This is a genomic window from Pseudomonas sp. GM79, assembly GCF_000282495.1.
Taxonomy (GTDB): Bacteria; Pseudomonadota; Gammaproteobacteria; order Pseudomonadales; family Pseudomonadaceae; genus Aquipseudomonas.
Window position 1 is genome coordinate 161,868 of sequence record NZ_AKJE01000076.1, and the last position, 20,126, is coordinate 181,993.

The following is a 20,126-nucleotide window of genomic DNA, read 5'->3' on the forward strand; positions in this document are numbered from 1 at the left end:
CTTTCGCGAGCAAGCCCGCTCCCACAGTTTTCGGAGACCTCCATGAATTCCTCGACTTTTCCTGCTGCCCAGCACGTCATGGTGCTCTACACCGGCGGCACCATCGGCATGCAAGCCAGTGCCCACGGGCTGGCCCCGGCGTCCGGTTTCGAAGCGCGGATGCGCGAGTATCTGCACAGCCAGCCTGAACTGGTGGTGCCGCAATGGCGCTTTCGCGAGATGGCGCCACTGATCGACAGCGCCAACATGACGCCCGCCTACTGGCAGCAACTGCGTGAAGCGGTGGTCGACGCCGTTGATGTCCAGGGCTGCGACAGCGTGTTGATCCTGCATGGCACCGACACCCTGGCCTACAGCGCCGCGGCCATGAGCTTTCAGCTGCTCGGCTTGCATGCCCGCGTGGTGTTCACCGGCTCCATGTTGCCGGCCGGCGTGACCGACAGTGATGCCTGGGAAAACCTCAGCGGTGCATTGGTTGCACTTGGCCAGGGCCTGGCGCCGGGCGTTCATCTGTACTTTCACGGCGAACTGCTCGATCCGACCCGCTGCGCGAAGGTTCGCAGTTTCGGCCGTCATCCGTTCAAACGGCTGGAGCGTCAGGGCGGCGGCGTGAAAGCGACTTCCGTGCCGGCGCAGCTGAACTACAACCAGCCTAAACAACTGGCGACGGTCGCAGCGCTACCCCTGTTCCCCGGCATCGGCGCCGAGCAACTGGATGGCCTGCTCAACAGCGGTATTCAGGGCCTGGTGCTGGAATGTTATGGCAGCGGTACCGGGCCAAGCGACAACCCCGCGTTTCTCGCCAGCCTGGAACGGGCGCGGGACAAAGGTGTGGTGGTGGTCGCGGTGACGCAATGCCATGAAGGTGGTGTGCAACTCGACGTGTACGAGGCGGGCAGCCGCTTGCGTGACGCCGGTGTGTTGTCCGGTGGCGGCATGACTCGCGAGGCGGCGTTTGGCAAGTTGCATGGGCTGCTGGGTGCAGGGCTTGAGACCACTGAAGTTCGACGGCTGGTTGAGCTCGACCTGTGCGGCGAACTGAGCTGAATTGAGCTGACACAACACAAAACCCTGTGGGAGCGGGCTTGCTCGCGAAGACGGCAGCATATCCTGCATCAATGTGACTGACAGGACGCTTTCGCGAGCAAGCCCGCTCCCACAGGATCGTCGTTGGGCATATAACTTGCTCGCTTCCAGTTACTTAAAGACTGGAACACCCCATGCTCCACTCCCATCTCACCACCCTCAATGCCGTTTCCCTGGTGCTCAACACCTTCATGGCCGAAGGCCTGTCCAGCGAAGCATTGCTGGCCGGCAGCGGTATCAGCGCGGCGGATCTAAGCCGGGCGGACACACGCATCACCACCAACCAAGAGATGCTGGTTTGCGCCAACGCCGTCGCGTTACGCCGCGATATCGGCCTGGAACTGGGCCGGCGAATGCATGTTTCGTCCTACGGCATGCTCGGGTACGCCTTACTCACCAGCGCCACTTTAGGTGACGCCTTGCGGTTGGCGCTGCACTATCCGGCGCTATTGGGAACACTGTTCGAGTTGAGTCTGGAAGAGGATGGCGAGCGCATCTGGCTCACCGCGGGCGACTATCGGGAGAATCCGGCGCTGGCGCCCTTCAATGTCGAGTTTTGCCTGGTCTCGATGAAAGTCACCTGCGAAGACTTGCTCGGCCATCCTCTGCCTCTGCTCGGCGCCCGCTTCGAACACCCGGCGCCGGACTATCAGGCGCGCTATGCCGAGCGTTTCGACTGCCCCTTGCAGTTCGATGCTGTATCCAATGCCTTTGCTTTTGACAAACGCTGGCTCGAACAACCTCTGCCTCTGGCCGACGCCATCACGCACCAGGCCATGGCCGAACGTTGTCGCAAGCAAAACACCGAGTTCACCGGGCGCCAGGCCTGGCTCGGGCGTATCCGCCAACTACTCGCTGCGCAACTCAACGCGGCCCCGGGCCTGGATGGGCTGGCCGAACAGTTGAACTGCTCGGCGCGCACCCTGCGGCGACATCTGAAGGACCTGGGCTGCAGCTATCAAGAACTGCTCGATGAATTGCGCTTCGAGCAGGCCAAGCGAATGCTCTGCGAAGATCAACTGCCGATCTACCGGATTGCCGAGGCGCTGGGGTTCAGCGAGACCGCAAGCTTCCGCCATGCGTTTGTGCGCTGGAGTGGCGTTGCGCCGAGTCAGTTCCGGCCACACCGATAACCCCTGTGGGAGCGGGCTTGCCCGCGAAGAGGCCAGTACATTCGACGCATCTCCATTGGCTGGGCCACCGCTTTCGCGGGCAAGCCCGCTCCCACAGGTTCGGCATTCCACGCCTGACACTGGAGCATCGCAGCACCAATAAGGGGCGAATTTCGGTCAAATCTTTTGGCCATATCGATCCCCTTTTGGCCTTTCCTGCCGTTCTCCCAAACGCCGCCCGCCGCAAGACTGTGTGCAACCAATCAGCCTGCGGAGAATAAGAATGCTGACGATCTACTCGGACGATCACCACCTGCATCACGGCCGTTGTGAATTGATGGACGGGCAACTGATGCCCTGCTTCGAAATGCCCTCGCGGGCCGACCATGTGCTGGCACGCGTACAGTCCCGTCATCTGGGCCCGGTCGAGGCGCCGCAGGATTTCGGTCTCGGACCGATCGAGCGCATCCACAGCCGCGACTACCTCGACTTCTTCAAAGGGGCCTGGGCGCGCTGGACCGAATTCAATACCGACGGCGACTTGCTGCCCTACACCTGGCCAGCCCGCACGTTGCGCCGGATCATGCCCACCAGCCTGCACGGCCAGCTCGGCTATTACAGTTTCGACGGCGGCGCACCGATTACCGCCGGCACCTGGCAAGCCGCGTATAGCGCGGCGCAAGTTGCGCTCACGGCCCAAGCGCAAATCCAGCGCGGAGCCCGCAGTGCCTTTGCCTTGTGCCGTCCACCGGGACACCATGCCGCCAGCGATTTGATGGGCGGTTATTGCTACCTCAACAACGCCGCCATCGCCGCTCAGGCATTCCTCGATCAAGGCCACAAAAAGGTCGCGATCCTCGACGTCGATTACCACCATGGCAACGGCACCCAATCGATTTTCTACGAGCGCAGCGACGTGCTGTTCACCTCGATCCATGGTCATCCGGAAGCCGAGTTTCCGTTCTTCCTCGGCTACGAAGACGAACACGGTGAAGGCCCGGGCGAAGGGTTCAACTTCAACTACCCTTTGCCCGCCGGGAGCGGTTGGGACCGTTGGAGCGCGGCGCTGGAGCAGGCCTGCAAAGAGATCGAACAGTACGGCGCCGACATCGTCGTCGTGTCTTTGGGCGTCGATACGTTCAAGGACGACCCGATCTCCCAATTCAAACTCGACAGCCCGGATTACCTGGCGATGGGCGCGCGCATCGCGGGCCTCGGCAAGCCGACGCTGTTCGTGATGGAAGGCGGTTACGCGGTGGAAGAAATCGGCATCAATGCCGTGAACGTTCTCGAAGGTTTTGAAAGCGCCGAATGAGGAATTAGAACAATGAATCGACTCAAGCGTCTTATCGTTCCAGTGCTATACGCCACCGTATTCAGTGGTGCCGTTCACGCCGAAGAGCGCACGTTGCGGGTGTACAACTGGTTCGACTACATAACACCCAAAGCGCTGGAAGATTTCAAGACCCAGAACACCCAGACCAAACTGGTCTACGACATTTTCGACACCAACGAAGCCCTGGAGGCCAAGCTACTGACCGGCAACTCCGGCTACGACGTGGTGGTACCGTCCAACGTGTTCCTCGCCAAGCAGATCGAAGCCGGAGTGTTCCAGCCGCTGGACCGCAGCAAACTGCCGAACTGGAATCATCTCGACCCCAAGCTGATGAAGTTGATCGAAGCCAACGACCCGGGCAACAAATTCGCCGTGCCGTACATGTACGGGACCATTCTGATCGGCTTCAACCCGGACAAGATCAAGGCAGCTTTGGGCGACAACGCACCGGTGGACAGCTGGGACCTGATCTTCAAGGAAGAGAACATCAGCAAACTCAAACAGTGCGGCGTAGCCCTGCTCGACTCGCCGTCAGAGATCCTGCCGCTGGCCCTGCAGCACCTGGGCCTGGACCCCAACAGCAAGAAGCCGGCGGACTACGCCAAGGCTGAAGCGCTGCTGATGAAGATCCGTCCGTACATCACCTACTTCCATTCGTCCAAGTACATGGCCGACATCGCCAACGGTGACATCTGCGTCGCGGTCGGTTACTCCGGCAGCTTCTCCCAGGCCGCCAACCGCGCCAAGGAAGCCAAGAATGGCGTGATCGTCGACATGCGCCTGCCCAAAGAAGGCGCGCCGATCTGGTTCGACATGCTCGCGATCCCCAAAGGCGCGAAAAACCCGGAAGACGCCTACACCTTCATCAACTACCTGCTGCAACCCCAGGTCATTGCACCGGTCAGCGATTTCGTCGGCTACCCGAACCCGAACAAGGACGCCACGGAAATGGTCGACCCGGCGATCCGCAACAACCCGAACCTGTACCCGACCGAAGCGGCGATGAGCACGCTGTACACCCTGCAACCGTTGCCTCGCGATGCCGAGCGGGCGCGGACCCGGGCCTGGACCAAGATCAAGTCCGGCACCTGATCCGGGCGGCGCGACTCACACCGGGCGCCAGATCTCTTTGAGCCTCGCCAGTGCCGATTCGATAGCCGTCTCCGGCACTGCGGCGAACCCCAGGACCAGCCCCGCTCGCTGGTCCTCGGGAAGCGTCGTGTCTGGCAGCCAATAACTGCTCAAACCATTGATCTCCACCCCGACGCTGGTGGCTTGTTCAATCAATTCGCGCTCACGAGTCACGCTGTCGACACGTACCGTCAGGTGCAAACCGGCCGCCACGCTGGGCAGCTTACCGACGCCCGGGATATCCACAGGCCAGCCATTGAGCAACACGTTACGCCGACTCAACGCAGCGCGGCGCATACGTCGGATATGCCGCTGGAAATGCCCGGCGGCCATGAACTCGGCCATTACCGCCTGGGTGCTGACCTCCGAGTGCCGTACGTCCACCGCACGACGCTGGGAGAACGCCTCAACCAATCCGGGCGGCAACACCAGATAACCCAGTCTTAATGCCGGGAATGCGACCTTGCCGAAGGTTCCGACATACAGCACCCGCCCCTGTCGATCCAGTGCAGCCAACGGCGCCAGTGGTGCACCGCTGTAACGGTATTCGCCATCGTAGTCATCCTCGACGATCCACCCTTGGGTGCGTTCGGCCCAGGCCAACAATTCAAGACGTCGCGCCAGACTCATGACCACCCCGGTCGGGTACTGATGCGACGGCGTGACGTAAGCCAATCGACAATCGCTGAGCGCCGCCAATTCGGTGCAATCAATACCCTCACTGTCCACCGCTATCCCGTGCAATCGCGCGCCGGCTACCGCGAACGCATGACCCGCCGCTCGATACCCCGGATTTTCAATCCCCACCCCATCGCCAGGCTCCACCAGCAACTGTGCACAAAGGCTAATCCCCTGTTGTGCGCCACTGGTGATCACAATTTGCTCAGCCGTGCACTGCATGCCCCGCGAACTGCGCAAGTACGCAGCGATCAGCCCACGCAATCGTGCATCACCCGCCGGGTCGCCGTAACACAGTTGCTGTAAATCCGGCTTACGCCAGAAAGCCGCATTCAGCTTGGCCCAGACCTCGAAAGGAAACAGATCGAAGGCTGGAACGCCGACCCGAAATGCCCGAGGCGGACCACTGGGAGGCAAGGTCAGATGGTTCTTTTCAACCCGGCCCAAAGCACCGCTGTGGATAACTTTACTGGATGAAACCACAGGTAAATCCAGCCAATTTGTGGATAAGGCTGTGGGTAACCCTGTTGAAAACCCTGTGGATACTTTTGTGGATAATTTTTTCACCGACACCGCGGCCTGAGGCAATTGCGCGACATAAGTCCCGTCGCCAACACGCCCCTCGATGAAGCCCTCAGCGTAAAGCTGATCGTAGGCACGGACCACGCTGTTACGGGAAATCGATAACGCCGCCGCCAGATCGCGACTGGCTGGCAGTCGTGTGCCGCTGGCCAGTCGTCCGTCGAGCACTCGCACCCGCAGCGCTTGATAGAGCTGACGACTCAGGCCCTGGCGGCGGTCGAGTTCGATACCCGCCGGATTGAACGACGAGGGAAGCGGCGTATTCGACATGGTAATGGACCTATGAAATTGGTCATTAATGGCTCTTACAACAGACCAATAGCCTGCCTAGGATGCAGGCATTCGCCAAGGAATATTTCCATGTATACGCCCAGCAATTTCGCCATCAATGATTTGAATGAGCTGCATCAGCACATCCTCGGCGCCCGTCTTGGCGTTTTGGTCACCCACGGTGTGCAAGGCCTGCAGGCCAGTCATTTGCCTCTGCTGCTGAATGCTGACCACGGCCCGAATGGAACCCTCTACGGCCACTTCGCCAAAGCCAATGCGCAATGGAAGGAACTGCAGAATGGCGCTGAAGCGCTGGTGATATTTGCCGCCGCCGACGCTTATGTGAGCCCAGGGTTTTATCCGGCCAAAGCCGAACACGGCAAAGTGGTGCCAACCTGGAACTACGTGGCCGTACACGCTTATGGCACTGGCGAAGTGTTCACCGATACCGATCGCCTGCGCGATCTGGTCAGCGCATTGACCGAGCTCCATGAAGCCGGTCGCCCCCAGCCGTGGAAGGTTGCCGATGCCCCCGCCGACTATATCGACGGCATGCTCAAGGCCATCGTCGGTTTTGCCTTGCCGATCCAGCGGCTGGAGGGCAAACGCAAGCTCAGTCAAAACCGTAGTCCCGCAGACATCGCCGGTGTGCGCGAAGGGCTGGCCGCCAGCCCTGATGTTCACGACCAGGCCCTCGCCCACTTGATGCGATAAGGAACGAACATGAGTCAGATCGACATCCGCCAGGTTACCGCCGACGATCACGCCGCCTGGCTGCCGCTGTGGCAAGCCTACTTGCGCTTCTACAACACCGAATTGCCCGACGCAGTCACCCAGAGTACCTGGCAGCGCCTGCTCGACCCGAGCGAACCGACTCACGGGGCGCTGGCCTGGGCCGACGGCAAAGCGGTGGGCATGGTGCATTTCATCTATCACCGCTCGAACTGGAGCATCGAAAACTCCTGCTATCTGCAAGACTTGCTGGTGACGCCAGAAACCCGCGGCACCGGCGTCGGTCGGCAACTGATCGAATTCGTCTACACCACGGCCAAGGCCGATGGGTGCTGCAAGGTTCATTGGCTGACCCACGAAACCAACGCCACCGCGATCCAGCTCTATGAGCGCATCGCCGAGCGCCCCGGTTTCATCCAGTTTCGCCACGCCCTATAAGGTTCAAGGAGAGCAGCATGTCGACTTCACTCGCGGACTGGAAAGGTGTTCCGCCACCCTCGGTTCAACTGATCGAAGGGCGTTTCATCCGCCTGGAAAAACTTGACCCGGCCCGTCACGCCGACGGCTTGTGGAAAGCCCTGGAAGGCCCGGGCTCGGATCCGAAACTCTGGGACTATTTGCCTTACGGTCCTTTCCCGGAACGTAGCGCTTTCAACGATTGGCTGAACAACCATGCGGCCAACAGCGACCCGTATTTCTTCACCGTGATCGACCGCGCCAGCGGCGACGTGCAAGGTATCCTCAGCCTGATGTCGATTGTCCCTGCTCAGGGCCGCATCGAGATCGGCCATGTGACCTTCGGCGCAGCGATGCAGCGTTCCCCGAAAAGTACCGAGGCGGTTTACCTGCTGGCCAGGGAATCCTTTGCCTTGGGTTATCGGCGTCTGGAATGGAAATGCAACAACGGCAATGCCCGTTCCAAGTATGCGGCGCAGCGGTTGGGGTTCAGTTTTGAAGGGGTGTTCCGCCAGCACATGGTGGTCAAGGGTCAGAACCGTGACACCGCGTGGTATTCGATTCTGGATTCGGAATGGCCGGCGATTGGCGCGGGGTTCGAACGATGGCTGTCGGATGAGAACCAGACGGGGTCGGGGCAGGTGAAAACGTTGGCGGAGTGCCGGTAAAGTCCCAATAGCAAAAGATCGCAGCCTTCGGCAGCTCCTACATTGGAATGCGTTCCCATGTAGGAGCTGCCGAAGGCTGCGATCTTTTGATCTTTCTTTTTAAGCCAACTTTTGCGCCAACACCGCAATATGCTCCGGCCCGATCCCGCAGCACCCACCCAAATGGCTGGCCCCACGCTTCTGCCAATCAGCTGCCCACTGCAAATAACCCGGAGGGTCGAGATCGTCGCGCAACGGGTCCAGACCGTCGTTGGCCGTGGCCTCTTTCGGCTGCGGCGGGAAGGCATTGGCGTACGCGCCAATGTGTATCTTCACCCCCAAGCGTTCGAAGGTTTCCCGCGCCGCATCAATCGCAGCGCCAATCACTTCTGGCTGGCTGCAGTTGAACAGCAAAGTCTGGACGCCCAACTCGGCCGCCACCGCGGCAGCCTCAGCCACGGGCTCACCGGAACGCAGACGCGGCACTTCGTCGGTGTCTTCATCCTTCAAGGTAAACGACAGCCAGAACGGTTTGCCATCCTTCGGCAGACCGGCATGGATCGCCCGTGCCTCGACGATCGAGCTCTGGGTTTCCGCCAGCCACAGGTCGACATGCGGCGCCAGGCCATTGACCAGAGGCGTCAGCAGCTCAGTCACCCGCGCGGCATCGAACAGGTCCGGGCGATAGGAGCCGAACAACGGCGGCAATGAACCGGCCACGCGCACCGGTTTGCCCGCCGCATCGACTGCACGCCGAGCCAGCTCACCGGCCAACGCCGCAAGAGCCTGACCTTCAGCCGCGAAACGCTCTTCGCCAATATGGAACGGCACCACCGCGTAACTGTTGCTGGTGATCACATTGGCACCGCTTTCGATATAAGCCGCGTGCACCGCCTCCACCGCTTGCGGCGCTTCGCTCAAGGCCAGCGCCGACCATTCAGGCTGCCTGAACGGCGCCCCTCGGCGCTGCAGCTCACGACCCATGCCGCCATCCAGAATTACCGTGCTGCCTGCGCCCATATGCTTTTCACTCATAAGCTTATGAAAATAACTCACTATCAGAGTCGTTCTTATAACTATTTAATACGCACCGTACGGTTAATAACAACCTCTTTTTTTCAGGGATCAACTGTGAAATTTCAACCACTGCTGGCCCTGGGCCTGACGATTCTGGCTGCCTCCACTCAAGCCTTTGCGGGCGCCACACTGGACCGCATCGAGCAAAAGAAAGAACTGGTGGGCGTGCTGATGGAAAGCTATCCACCCTTCTCATTCCTCAACGATCAAAACCAGCTCGACGGTTTCGACGTCGACGTGGCCAAGGCCGTGGCGGACAAACTGGGCGTCAAATTGCGCCTCGAAACGCCGTCCTGGGACGTGATCGCCGCCGGTCGCTGGAGCGGGCGTTACGACATCTGCATCTGCTCCATGACCCCGAGCAAAGCCCGCGCCGAAGTCTTTGACTTCCCGGTGGAGTACTACGCCTCCCCTGCCGTGATTGTGGTCAACGCCAAGGACGACAGCATTCATAGCGCCAAGGACCTGAGCGGCAAAAAAGTCGGCCTCACCAGCGCCTCCAGCTATGAAAGCTACCTGAACAAAAACCTGGTGATCGAAGGCGCCGAAGATACCCAACTGCAATACCCGTTCGAGAATGTGCAGATCGCCCCGTATGACACCGACAACGTCGCGTTCCAGGATTTGGGCCTGGGCACTGGCGTGCGTCTGGACGCGATTCTCACCAACCTGGTGACCGCACAACCACGCCTGAACGAAGACAAGCGCTTCAAGCTCGCCGGTGAGCCGCTGTACTCGGAGCCGAACTCGGTGGCCATCGAAAAAGGCGACGCCCAGTGGGACGCCAAAGTGCGTGATGTGTTTGCCCAGTTGAAACAGGACGGCACCTTGAGCAAGCTGTCGCAAAAATGGATCGGCGCCGACATCAGTAAATGACTTCTTTCCCCAAACCTCCTCAGCCACCGCAACCGGTGGCTGAGTCGATGCTGCAACGGATTTTCGGTTTCCGCACGCGGCTGTACCTGACCTGGGCAGCGATGTTCGGCTTGTTCGCGAGTTTCTTCCTGAGCTTCGACCTGAAGTTCTCGATCATCCTCGACAAACTGCCGAACCTGATCGGCCTGCACCTGGCGCCCAACGGCTTTCTGCAAGGCGCAGCGCTGACGCTGTTTTTGTGCCTGTGCTCGATCGTGGTGTCATCACTGCTGGGCTTCATAACGGCTTTGGCTCGGTTGTCGAAAAGCGCGGTGGCGTTCGGTATCGCGAGCTTCTATGCCTCGTTCTTTCGCGGTACACCGCTGCTGATTCAAATTCTGCTGATTTATCTCGGCTTGCCACAATTGGGCATCGTGCCTGGCGCCATCGCCGCCGGCATCATTGCCCTGTCGCTGAACTACGGCGCGTACCTGAGCGAAATCTTCCGCGCCGGCATCCTCGGCGTCCCCCATGGCCAACGCGAAGCGTCATTGGCCCTGGGCATGCGCGAAACCGTGATCTTCTGGCGCGTCACCCTGCCCCAGGCCATGCGCACCATCATCCCGCCCACCACCAACCAGTTCATCTCCATGCTCAAAGACTCGTCACTGATTTCGGTGATGGGGGTTTGGGAAGTGATGTTCCTGGCGCAATCGTATGGGCGCTCGAGTTATCGCTATATCGAGATGCTCACGACAGCGGCGATTATTTATTGGCTGATGTCGATTGGACTGGAGCTGATTCAGGCGCGGATGGAGCGGCATTATGGGAAGGCGTATTTGAGCCGTAGCCAGGTTTAAAGCAAAAAGATCGCAGCCTTCGGCAGCCCCTACTCGGGATTCACTCGCCTTGTCTCACTGATTCAGCACAGTAAGCCTTGTGGGAGCGGCGGTGCGGCGATCCTGCTTGCTCGCGAATGCGGCGTTACATTCAGCATTCATATTGGCTGATACTCCGCATTCGCGAGCAAGCCCGCTCCCACACAAGGGTTGTGGCGCTCCCAAATAAACCGGGCGAAAAAAAAGGGGAGCACATGCCCCCCCGAGGTTTAAAGCGGTATATCGAGGCTGTTAACTCAGCCTTCGATCTCGATCAGTATTTCGCCCGGGTTCACCCGGTCGCCCTTGGCCACGTGGATGGCGGTGACTTTGCCGGCGATGGCCGATTGGACTTCGGTTTCCATCTTCATCGCTTCGGTGATCAGCACAGCCTGGCCGGCTTTCACGGTGTCGCCTTCCTTGACCAGGACATCGACGATATTGCCCGGCATGGTGGTGCTGACGTGGCCCGGTGCAGTGGCTTGCTTGCGCTTGCTGCTACCGCCGCTGACGAATTCGTTGAGCGGTTCGAACACCACTTCTTCCGGCATGCCGTCGATGGACAGATAGAAGTGGCGCTTGCCTTCCGACTTGACGCCAACACCGGTGATGTCGACGCGGTAGGTTTCGCCGTGAACGTCGATGACGAACTCGGTCGGCACGCCTTCGCCGCCGGCCGACGTCACGCCGCCCGCTTCCGGAATTGGCAACAGCACCTCCGGTACGAGGGTGCCGGCTGCACGTTCTTCGAGGAATTTGCGGCCGATGTCCGGGAACATGGCGTAGGTCAGAACGTCTTCTTCAGACTTGGCCACGGCGCCGATTTCGGCACGCAGTTTGGTCATTTCCGGCTTGAGCAGATCGGCCGGACGCACGTCGATCACTTCTTCGCTGCCGATCGCCTGACGACGCAGTTTTTCGTTCACGGTGCCCGGCGCTTTGCCGTAGCCGCCTTGCAGGTAGAGCTTCACTTCATTAGTGATGGTTTTGTAGCGCTCGCCGGCCAGCACGTTGAAGAACGCCTGGGTGCCGACGATTTGCGAGGTCGGGGTCACCAGCGGTGGGAAGCCGAGGTCTTCGCGAACGCGAGGGATTTCCGCCAGCACTTCGCTCATGCGGTTCAGCGCGCCCTGCTCTTTCAACTGGTTGGCGAGGTTTGAAATCATCCCGCCCGGAACCTGGTTGACTTGAACGCGGGTGTCGACAGAGGTGAATTCGCTTTCGAACTGGTGGTACTTCTTGCGCACGGCGTAGAAGTACAGACCGATCTCTTGCAGCAGTTCCAGGTTCAAGCCGGTGTCGAACTCGCTGCCTTTAAGGGCGGCGACCATCGACTCGGTACCCGGGTGGCTGGTGCCCCAAGCGAAGCTGGAGATTGCGGTGTCGATGTGGTCGGCGCCGTTTTCGATGGCCTTGAGTTGGCACATCGCGGCCAGACCGGCGGTGTCGTGGGAGTGAATGAACACGGGCAGCGATTGCTCGCTTTTCAGAGCCTTGACCAACTCGCCTGTGGCGTACGGGGTCAACAGGCCAGCCATGTCCTTGATCGCCACGGAGTCGCAACCCATGGCTTCCATTTGTTTGGCTTGGGCCACGAACGCCTCGATGGTGTGCACCGGGCTGGTGGTGTAGGCGATGGTGCCCTGGGCATGCTTGCCGGCAGCTTTTACCGCTTCGATGGCGACTCGCAGGTTACGCACGTCGTTCATCGCATCGAAAATGCGGAACACGTCGATGCCGTTGACTGCCGCCTTGGCAACGAAGGCTTTGACCACGTCGTCGCTGTAGTGGCGGTAGCCCAGCAGGTTCTGACCACGCAGGAGCATTTGCAGACGCGTGTTAGGCAAGGCCGCGCGCAGTTGGCGCAGACGCTCCCACGGGTCTTCTTTCAGGAAGCGTACGCAGGCGTCGAAGGTCGCGCCGCCCCAGCATTCCAGCGACCAGTAGCCGACTTTGTCGAGCTTGTCGCAGATCGGCAGCATGTCTTCGGTGCGCATGCGGGTGGCGAGCAGCGATTGGTGGGCGTCGCGCAGGATTGTGTCGGTAACGTGGATTTGTTTGCTCATTGTTCTATTCCTCACAGGCCTGCGTGGGCGGCGATGGCGGCGGCGATGGCCAGGGCCAGCTCTTCGGGTTTGCGCTTGATCGAGTAGTTGGTCAGTTCAGGGTGGCTTTCAACGAAGCTGGTGTTGAACTGGCCGCTACGGAATTCCGGGTTACGCAGGATTTCCTGGTAATACGCGGCGGTGGTCTTGACCCCTTGCAGACGCATGTCGTCCAGAGCTCGCAAGCCACGGTCCATCGCCTCTTCCCAGGTCAGCGCCCAGACCACCAGTTTCAGACACATGGAATCGTAGAACGGCGGAATGGTGTAACCGGTGTAGATCGCCGTATCAGTGCGCACTCCAGGGCCGCCGGGCGCGTAGTAACGGGTGATCTTGCCGAAGCTCGGCAGGAAGTTGTTTTTCGGGTCTTCGGCGTTGATCCGGAACTGCAACGCGAAACCGCGGTGCTGGATGTCTTCCTGTTTCACCGAAAGCGGCAGGCCGGACGCGATGCGGATCTGCTCGCGCACAATGTCGATGCCAGTAATTTCTTCGGTGATGGTGTGTTCCACCTGCACCCGGGTGTTCATCTCCATGAAGTACACCTCGCCCTCGGCGAGCAGGAACTCCACGGTGCCGGCGTTCTCGTAACCCACAGCCTTGGCCGCACGCACCGACAGATCGCCGATGTAGGCGCGCTGTTCCGGGGTGAGTTGCGGGCTCGGAGCGATCTCGATCAGCTTCTGGTTGCGACGCTGGATCGAGCAATCACGCTCGAACAGGTGCACCACGTTGCCGAAGCTGTCGCCGAGGATCTGCGCTTCGATGTGTTTCGGATTGACGATGCATTTTTCCAGGAACACTTCCGCCGAACCGAAAGCCTTGGTGGCTTCGGAAATGACCCGCGGAAAGGCTTGTTCGAGTTCTTCGCGACTGTTGCAGCGACGAATGCCGCGGCCGCCACCACCGGAGGTGGCCTTGAGCATTACCGGGTAACCGATGCGGTCGCCTTCGGTCAGGGCTTCTTCGATGCCCGACACGTTGCCTTCGGTGCCCGGGGTGACCGGTACGCCAGCCTTGATCATGCTGCGGCGCGCTTCGGTCTTGTCGCCCATGCGGCGAATCACTTCAGCCGATGGACCAATGAATTTGATACCGCGTTCGGCGCAGATGTCTGCCAGCTCGGCATTTTCCGAAAGGAAGCCGTAGCCGGGGTGCAACGCGTCGCAACCGGTTTCCACCGCCAGATTCACCAGCTTGCGCGGGTTGAGGTAGCCGGCCAGTGGCTCGGCACCGATGCTGTGGGCCTCGTCCGCACGCTTCACATGCAAGGCATGGCGGTCGGCGTCGGAATAGATCGCGACCGAGCGAATGCCCATTTCGGCGCAGGCGCGCACGATTCGTACGGCAATCTCACCACGGTTGGCAATCAGGATCTTTTTTATCACTTGGAGGTTCCCTTGAGCCGGTGGTACCCACGACCTGTCACACCAGGTCGACGCGTGACCAAATGTTTCAATTCAGTCGCAGCTCCACACTAGCCTTCGCAAGGGATTAACAAAAATGAATAATAATTGGGTTACACATAAGCAAAGACTTATAGTTGAAGCATCAGCCTCCGCTCAGGGTCTCTAGAAAATGCGTAAGTCATTGATGCGTATGACGTTGCGTCAATTGCAGATCTTCAATGAGGTGTGCGACTTAAGGTCCTACAGCCGTGCAGCCGACGAAATGTCTCTCACACAACCTGCCGTGAGCCTACAGATTCGTCAACTCGAAGAGCTGATCGGCCAACCGTTATTCGATTATGTCGGCAAAAAACTCTACATGACCGAGGCGGCCGAAGCACTGCAGCGCGCCAGCCGGGACATTTTCGGGCGCCTGGAAAACCTCGATATGCAGCTGTCGGACATGCAAGGCTCACTGCAGGGTCAGCTGAAACTGGCGGTGGAATCCAGCGCCAAGTATTTCGTACCGCACCTGTTTGCCGCCTTCAAACGCCAGCATCCCGAAGTGAACCTGCACCTGACGGTGGTCAACCGTGGCCAGGTCATCCGGCGCCTGTCGGATAACCGTGATGATCTGGTGATCATGTCGATGGTCCCACAGGACATGGGGCTGGAGTTTCTACCGTTCCTCAACAACCCGATTGTCGCCGTGGCGCCGCCGGATCATCCACTGTGTCACATGGGCCCGCTGCGCTTGCAGGATCTTGAGCCCTACACGTTGCTGTTGCGCGAACACGGTTCCGGCACGCGACTGGCTTGCGAAGAGTATTTCAAAGAGAAACGTGTGCACTTCACCCAAACCCAGGAGGTGGCCTCGGCCGAAGCGCAGCGTGAATGCGTATTGGCGGGTCTGGGCGTGGCGCTGTTGACGCGCCACGCCCTGAACCTTGAATTGGCAACCGGCGGATTGATCGAGTTGCCAGTCGAAGAGCTGCCGCTGTACCGCAGTTGGTGCCTGGTGCAGGCCAAGGCCAAACGGCTGTCACCGGTGGCCCATGCATTCCTTGCGTTTATCCGCAGCGAACGGGCGCAGATCAGCGCGCTGGTTGAGCGTTTCGACGGGAAGCTGCGGGAGCCGCCTGCCAGTAATTGAGTTCCAGATCGTCAGGAAAATCGCCAATTTCGGCCAGTAGCTGGCGGCGTTCGCAGCGATCTTCGATGGCGCGGCGAAATTCCATGCGGCGCTGATCTTCTTGCTGGCGACGGGTTTTGACGGCGCTGTTGCGTTCTTCGTAGGGCTGAGCCATTTCGAGTCTCCCAAGGCGAGTACGGGAGTTACAAGATAGGTGCCAGGGATGACGGTTTGGCGGCGGGAGGGTGACAGGGAGATGAAAATAATCGATTGATGTGGTGAATTTGATGACGCCTTCGCGGGCAAGCCCGCTCCCACAGGGTTCGGTGGTGTTCACGCCTTTTGCGCAACACCGCCGATCCTTGTGGGAGCGGGCTTGCCCGCGAATGAAGGTCAGAACGACCTTCCAGCAATCTCAGATCAGAATCAATCGTCCAGCGCTTTCACCGATTTGGGCGACAGCCGCAAGCTGCGAAGGCTGCGTTTGACGCTTTTCAGGTGATTGACCAGGCTCGGACCGCGGGCCATGGCCACGCCCATCGCCAGCACATCGATCACTACCAGGTGCGCAATGCGCGACGTCAGTGGCGTATAGATTTCGGTGTCTTCATGCACATCGATCGCCAGATTGACGGTCGACAACTCGGCCAACGGTGTCTGGCTCGGGCACAACGTGATCAGCGAAGCGCCGCTCTCGCGCACCAGATTGGCCGTGATCAACAGGTCCTTGGAACGCCCGGATTGGGAAATACAAATCGCCACGTCGCTCGGCTTCAAAGTGACCGCCGACATCGCCTGCATGTGCGGGTCGGAATACGCCGCTGCAGTCAGCAGTAAACGGAAGAACTTGTGCTGGGCATCCGCCGCCACTGCGCCCGACGCACCGAAGCCATAGAACTCGACACGCTGGGCCTGAGACATGAGCGACACAGCCCTCTGCAACTCCACCGGATCGAGTTTCTCGCGAACCTCCATCAGCGTATGCAGGGTGGTGTCGAAGATTTTCAGGCTGTAATCGGCGACTGAATCGTCTTCATGGATCGCGAACTGCCCGAAGCTCGCGCCAGCCGCCAGGCTCTGCGCCAGTTTCAATTTCAAATCCTGGAACCCGGAGCAACCAATGGCGCGGCAAAACCGCACGATGGTCGGCTCGCTGATGCCCACGCTGTGGGCCAGGTCGGCCATGGAGCTGTGCATCACCGCCGCAGGGTCAAGCAGCACGTGGTCGGCGACTTTGAGCTCCGACTTGCGTAACAGGTGGCGGGACTGGGCGATGTGTTGCAGCAGATTCAAGGGGCTGGACTCTTTGTTATTGGCAGGTGCCGGGGATGTAGCACGCTTGTAGTTATACTACATGAATCGGCTCTTTGCCTGCTCAATGCGTAACTCAATGCCCCCATTTCATGCGCCATGCGCTCCATGTAGCCCTCTCGGTCCTTGTAGCAGCTGGCGAAGCCTGCGTTCGGCTGCGAAGCAGTCGTAAAACCTGCTTGCCGGATTTTTCCGGTTAAACCATATCCATCTTCACGACGGCTTCGCAGCCGAACGCAGCCTTCGCCAGTTCTACAAAGGGTTGGCGTCGCGACGTAAAAGCTCGGCCAGGTTGGCGGCCTCGACCGGACGACTGATCAAATACCCCTGCACTTCATCGCAGCGCTCGACTTTCAGAAACTCCAGCTGCTCCGGCCGCTCCACCCCTTCAGCCACCACCTTCAACGACAGGCCATGGGCCATGGCAATGATCGCCCGGGTGATCGCCGCATCCTCACTGCTCTCCCCCAAACCGCGGATAAACGCCTGATCGATTTTCACGTAGTCCACAGGGATGCGCTTGAGATAGCTCAGCGACGAATAGCCAGTGCCAAAATCGTCGATGGCCAGTTTCACCCCAAGGTCGCGCAACTGCTGGAAGGTCGCAATGATGTGCTCGACGCTGTCCAGCAACTGGCTTTCGGTGAGCTCCAGTTCCAGGTAGTGCGGCGCCAGGCCGGTTTCCTCCAGCACCTGGCGCACCAGGCTCACCAGTTTCCCCTGTCGCAACTGATGCACCGACAGATTGACCGACACCCGAATCGGCTCCAGTCCCTGACGCTGCCACTCGCAGGCTTGCCAACAGGCCTGGCGTAAAACGAACTCGCCAATAGCGCCGATCAGCCCCGTTTCCTCGGCCAGGCCGATGAAACTCCCCGGCGGCACTTGGCCCAGAGTCGGGTGATGCCAGCGTACCAATGCCTCGGCGGCATTCAGCCGGCCGGTGGCGAGGCAGAGTTTCGGTTGATAAAACACTTTCAACTGCTTTTCTTCGATGGCTTTGCGCAACTGGTTCTCGAGCTGCAAACGCTCGAGCGTGCTGGCTTGCAGGCTGTCGGTATAAAACTGGAAGTTGTTGCCGCCCAAGTGTTTGGCATGCTGCATGGCCATGTTCGACTGGCTGACCAGCGCAGAAATCTCCCGCGCGGTGTCCGGTAACAGGCTGATGCCCATGGACGCGCTCATCACCAATTCATGACCCTCGACGGTGATCGGCAAACGCAGCTTGGTCGACAATCGGGTCGCCACGCGCGCCAGGCTCGACAGGTTGCCGTAGGTATCGAACAGCACTGCAAATTCATCACCGGACAACCGGGCGATGGTGTCCGCTTCCGGCAGCGCATTGACCAGACGCCGGGACATTTTCTGCAATAACTGATCGGCGATTTCGTGGCCGAGGCTGTCGTTGAGCAGCTTGAATCGATCCAGATTGATGTGCAGCAGTGCCAGGCTACGCCGACCGCCCTGACGCACCCGCTGATGAGCCTCATGCAGCCGTTCGCGGAACAACGATCGGTTGGCCAATCCCGTGAGCTCGTCGTAATGGGCGAGGTAACGCATGCGCTCTTCGGACTCACGCCGAGCAGACAGATCAGCGAAGAAGCCGACAATATGACTCACTTTTCCCCGTGAATCACGCACCGCATTCAATTGCAACCATTGCGGATACAACTCGCCATTCTTGCGCGTTTCGACCAACTCGCCTTGCCAGCTACCGTGCAGCTCCAGCGCCTGACGAATCGCTGCGTAATGCCGGCGCGCGTCGCGACTGCAGGGTAACTCGACCACATTGCGCCCGAGCATGTCGTCGATGTCATAGCCAGTCACCCGACTGAAGGCCTGATTGGCAGCAATCAGCGCGTAATTAGGGTCAAGAATGACGATGCCCTCGCTGGCGGCCTCGAACACCGTCGCCGCCAGTTGACGCTGCTCTTCCAGGTGCTTGCTGGCACTGATATCGCGTCGAGTGCCGACCATACGGATCACCCGGCCGTTTTCGCTACGCTCAACCGCTCGACCACGGTCCTCGATCCAGACCCAATGGCCATCGCTATGCCGTACTCGATATTCGATCTGATAATCCTCGGTACGGCCCTTCAAATGCTCGACCAGCGCCCTCTTCAGCGCTGGCAAGTCGTCGGGGTGCAGCCTCGGCTTGAGGTGGCGGAGCATCGCCGTCACGTATTCCGGCTCTAGCCCGAACAACTCCTGGAGCTGAGTGTGATGGACTTCGTCTGTCTGCAGGTTCCAGTCCCACAAACCGAGTTCGCTCGCCTTCAACGCCAGCGCCAGCCGCGCTTCGCTCTTGCTCAGGGCCTGGTTGGCCGCGTCCAGCTCCAGACTGCGTTGGACGACCCGATTTTCGAGATCGACCTGGGTTTCACGTAATTCGTCTTCGGCGCGGCGGCGCTGGTCGATTTCCTTGGCCAGTTCGTGGTTGAGCTGATCGCTGCGACGTTGCGCCTGCTGCAAGTGCTCGATCAGGGCCTGATTTTGAAAGCGCCGCAACAACCCCTGGTTGATCAGCCGATTGACCTGCCAGGCGACCACGCTCAACGAACCCAGCAATATCAGCCCAAACCAGCCCCAGCCCTGTTCCTGTTCATCCCCGCCCCAGAACAGATAGCCGATGGCCGGCAACAGACAGGGCAAGGTAAAGGACAGAAAAGCCGGCAGGCTGACGGCATAGGCGACGCTGGCCGAGAGCGCCGCGGCGCCGATCAGGCCGAACACCCAGGCTTGCTGCATGAAATTGTCCGCGGGCACCAACGCGATGCCGGCACCGGCCAGGGTCAGGCCAGTCATCGCAGAGCCGAGCATGAACATGCGACGCCAGACCGGATGGGCCTGACGGTTGGGAATCGCCGAATCGAAAGCCGCGACTTGAATCACCCGCAACGCCACCAGCGACAATAACCAGATCAGCCAGACGCTCACCACGAAGTAACGCTGCGGGCTCCAGAGCAGGCCGGCGCACACCAGACCGTTGATCAGCATGAACAGCGTAGGCAACAGTGAGCCCTGGTACAGCAGACGCGTGCGTTCTACCGCCATTTCCATGGCGTACTGTTTGCGGATAACCCGGGGCTCCACAGAGGGGCCCGACAGGTCGGAGCTGAGGGTCATAGGCAATGTTCTTGTTCTTATAGTGAGCATGCGAGCCCGAATTGTGCACGGAGCATACACAAGCAAATGCCCGGACCAAACTGCCTCAGGTCATAAAACAGACAAAAATATCGGCTACCTGCATAGACTCCAAAAGCAGCCAGACGAGCCCCGCCAACGCTTGCAGCCGGTGACCGACCGGTCGTCATCGGTGCTTCTTTCATCGGCTAATGCAAAGCTCGGTT

Annotated in this window: 17 protein-coding genes; 10 read left to right on the forward strand and 7 right to left on the reverse strand. The window is 59.8% G+C overall.

Annotated features, from left to right (window positions below):
- Window positions 1-42 precede the first annotated feature (42 nt).
- The 4 genes from PMI36_RS09680 to PMI36_RS09665 all read left to right on the forward strand — a co-directional run bounded on the left by PMI36_RS09680 (window position 43) and on the right by PMI36_RS09665 (window position 4,626).
- Complete coding sequence (locus tag PMI36_RS09680) at window positions 43-1,047, forward strand: asparaginase (RefSeq protein WP_008073539.1); 1,005 nt, start codon at window positions 43-45, stop codon at window positions 1,045-1,047.
- A 173-nt stretch (window positions 1,048-1,220) separates the two neighbouring features.
- Window positions 1,221-2,219 carry an AraC family transcriptional regulator gene (locus PMI36_RS09675; RefSeq protein ID WP_008073541.1) on the forward strand — a complete coding sequence of 333 codons (999 nt, stop codon included), beginning with the start codon at window positions 1,221-1,223 and terminating at the stop codon, window positions 2,217-2,219.
- A 262-nt stretch (window positions 2,220-2,481) separates the two neighbouring features.
- Entirely contained in the window at window positions 2,482-3,513 is a 1,032-nt protein-coding gene (locus PMI36_RS09670; RefSeq protein WP_008073542.1) for a histone deacetylase family protein, read from the forward strand.
- Window positions 3,514-3,525: 12 nt separating this feature from the next.
- Window positions 3,526-4,626, forward strand: a complete 1,101-nt coding sequence (locus PMI36_RS09665; RefSeq protein WP_008073544.1) for a polyamine ABC transporter substrate-binding protein — start codon at window positions 3,526-3,528, stop codon at window positions 4,624-4,626.
- Between the two features lie 15 nt (window positions 4,627-4,641).
- Here the strand turns inward: PMI36_RS09665 and pdxR are convergent, their stop codons facing one another.
- The gene (gene pdxR / locus PMI36_RS09660; protein WP_008073546.1) at window positions 4,642-6,195 is read right to left on the reverse strand and encodes a MocR-like pyridoxine biosynthesis transcription factor PdxR; all 1,554 of its coding nucleotides are present in this window, start codon (window positions 6,193-6,195) and stop codon (window positions 4,642-4,644) included.
- Between the two features lie 90 nt (window positions 6,196-6,285).
- On the opposite strand from pdxR, the gene PMI36_RS09655 reads away from it, so the two are divergent.
- From PMI36_RS09655 to PMI36_RS09645, 3 genes are read left to right on the forward strand one after another with little or no spacing between them, the layout of a single operon-like run.
- Window positions 6,286-6,909 (forward strand): FMN-binding negative transcriptional regulator, encoded by a 624-nt coding sequence (locus tag PMI36_RS09655; RefSeq protein WP_008073548.1) that lies wholly within the window; start codon window positions 6,286-6,288, stop codon window positions 6,907-6,909.
- Between the two features lie 9 nt (window positions 6,910-6,918).
- A complete protein-coding gene (locus PMI36_RS09650; protein ID WP_008073550.1) occupies window positions 6,919-7,365 on the forward strand; it encodes a GNAT family N-acetyltransferase in 447 nt (148 codons plus the stop codon).
- Between the two features lie 17 nt (window positions 7,366-7,382).
- Complete coding sequence (locus PMI36_RS09645; RefSeq protein WP_008073553.1) at window positions 7,383-8,051, forward strand: GNAT family N-acetyltransferase; 669 nt, start codon at window positions 7,383-7,385, stop codon at window positions 8,049-8,051.
- Between the two features lie 99 nt (window positions 8,052-8,150).
- Here PMI36_RS09645 and PMI36_RS09640 read toward each other — a convergent pair whose 3' ends face one another.
- Window positions 8,151-9,050: a homocysteine S-methyltransferase family protein gene (locus PMI36_RS09640; protein ID WP_008073555.1), complete on the reverse strand. Its 900-nt coding sequence runs from the start codon at window positions 9,048-9,050 to the stop codon at window positions 8,151-8,153.
- Window positions 9,051-9,161: 111 nt separating this feature from the next.
- Here PMI36_RS09640 and PMI36_RS09635 point away from each other — a divergent pair, with 111 nt between their 5' ends.
- Window positions 9,162-9,983: an ABC transporter substrate-binding protein gene (locus PMI36_RS09635; RefSeq protein ID WP_008073557.1), complete on the forward strand. Its 822-nt coding sequence runs from the start codon at window positions 9,162-9,164 to the stop codon at window positions 9,981-9,983.
- Window positions 9,980-10,822: an amino acid ABC transporter permease gene (locus tag PMI36_RS09630; RefSeq protein ID WP_008073559.1), complete on the forward strand. Its 843-nt coding sequence runs from the start codon at window positions 9,980-9,982 to the stop codon at window positions 10,820-10,822. Before PMI36_RS09635 ends, PMI36_RS09630 begins: the two co-directional genes overlap by 4 nt.
- A gap of 275 nt (window positions 10,823-11,097) precedes the next feature.
- On the opposite strand, the gene oadA is transcribed toward PMI36_RS09630, so the two are convergent.
- Window positions 11,098-12,906 carry a sodium-extruding oxaloacetate decarboxylase subunit alpha gene (gene oadA / locus PMI36_RS09625; protein WP_008073560.1) on the reverse strand — a complete coding sequence of 603 codons (1,809 nt, stop codon included), beginning with the start codon at window positions 12,904-12,906 and terminating at the stop codon, window positions 11,098-11,100.
- A gap of 11 nt (window positions 12,907-12,917) precedes the next feature.
- Window positions 12,918-14,333 carry an acetyl-CoA carboxylase biotin carboxylase subunit gene (locus PMI36_RS09620; RefSeq protein WP_007896523.1) on the reverse strand — a complete coding sequence of 472 codons (1,416 nt, stop codon included), beginning with the start codon at window positions 14,331-14,333 and terminating at the stop codon, window positions 12,918-12,920.
- A 190-nt stretch (window positions 14,334-14,523) separates the two neighbouring features.
- Here PMI36_RS09620 and PMI36_RS09615 point away from each other — a divergent pair, with 190 nt between their 5' ends.
- Window positions 14,524-15,486, forward strand: coding sequence for a LysR family transcriptional regulator (locus tag PMI36_RS09615; protein ID WP_008073561.1), 963 nt, complete (start codon window positions 14,524-14,526; stop codon window positions 15,484-15,486).
- On the opposite strand, the gene PMI36_RS09610 is transcribed toward PMI36_RS09615, so the two are convergent.
- The 3 genes from PMI36_RS09610 to PMI36_RS09600 form a co-directional block, all read right to left on the reverse strand.
- A complete protein-coding gene (locus tag PMI36_RS09610; RefSeq protein WP_008073563.1) occupies window positions 15,428-15,640 on the reverse strand; it encodes a PA3496 family putative envelope integrity protein in 213 nt (70 codons plus the stop codon). The two genes, PMI36_RS09615 and PMI36_RS09610, sit on opposite strands and share 59 nt — an antisense overlap.
- A 251-nt stretch (window positions 15,641-15,891) precedes the next feature.
- Window positions 15,892-16,758 carry a transcriptional regulator HexR gene (gene hexR, locus PMI36_RS09605; RefSeq protein WP_007896526.1) on the reverse strand — a complete coding sequence of 289 codons (867 nt, stop codon included), beginning with the start codon at window positions 16,756-16,758 and terminating at the stop codon, window positions 15,892-15,894.
- Window positions 16,759-17,028: 270 nt separating this feature from the next.
- Entirely contained in the window at window positions 17,029-19,902 is a 2,874-nt protein-coding gene (locus PMI36_RS09600; protein WP_008073565.1) for an EAL domain-containing protein, read from the reverse strand.
- Window positions 19,903-20,126 lie beyond the last annotated feature (224 nt).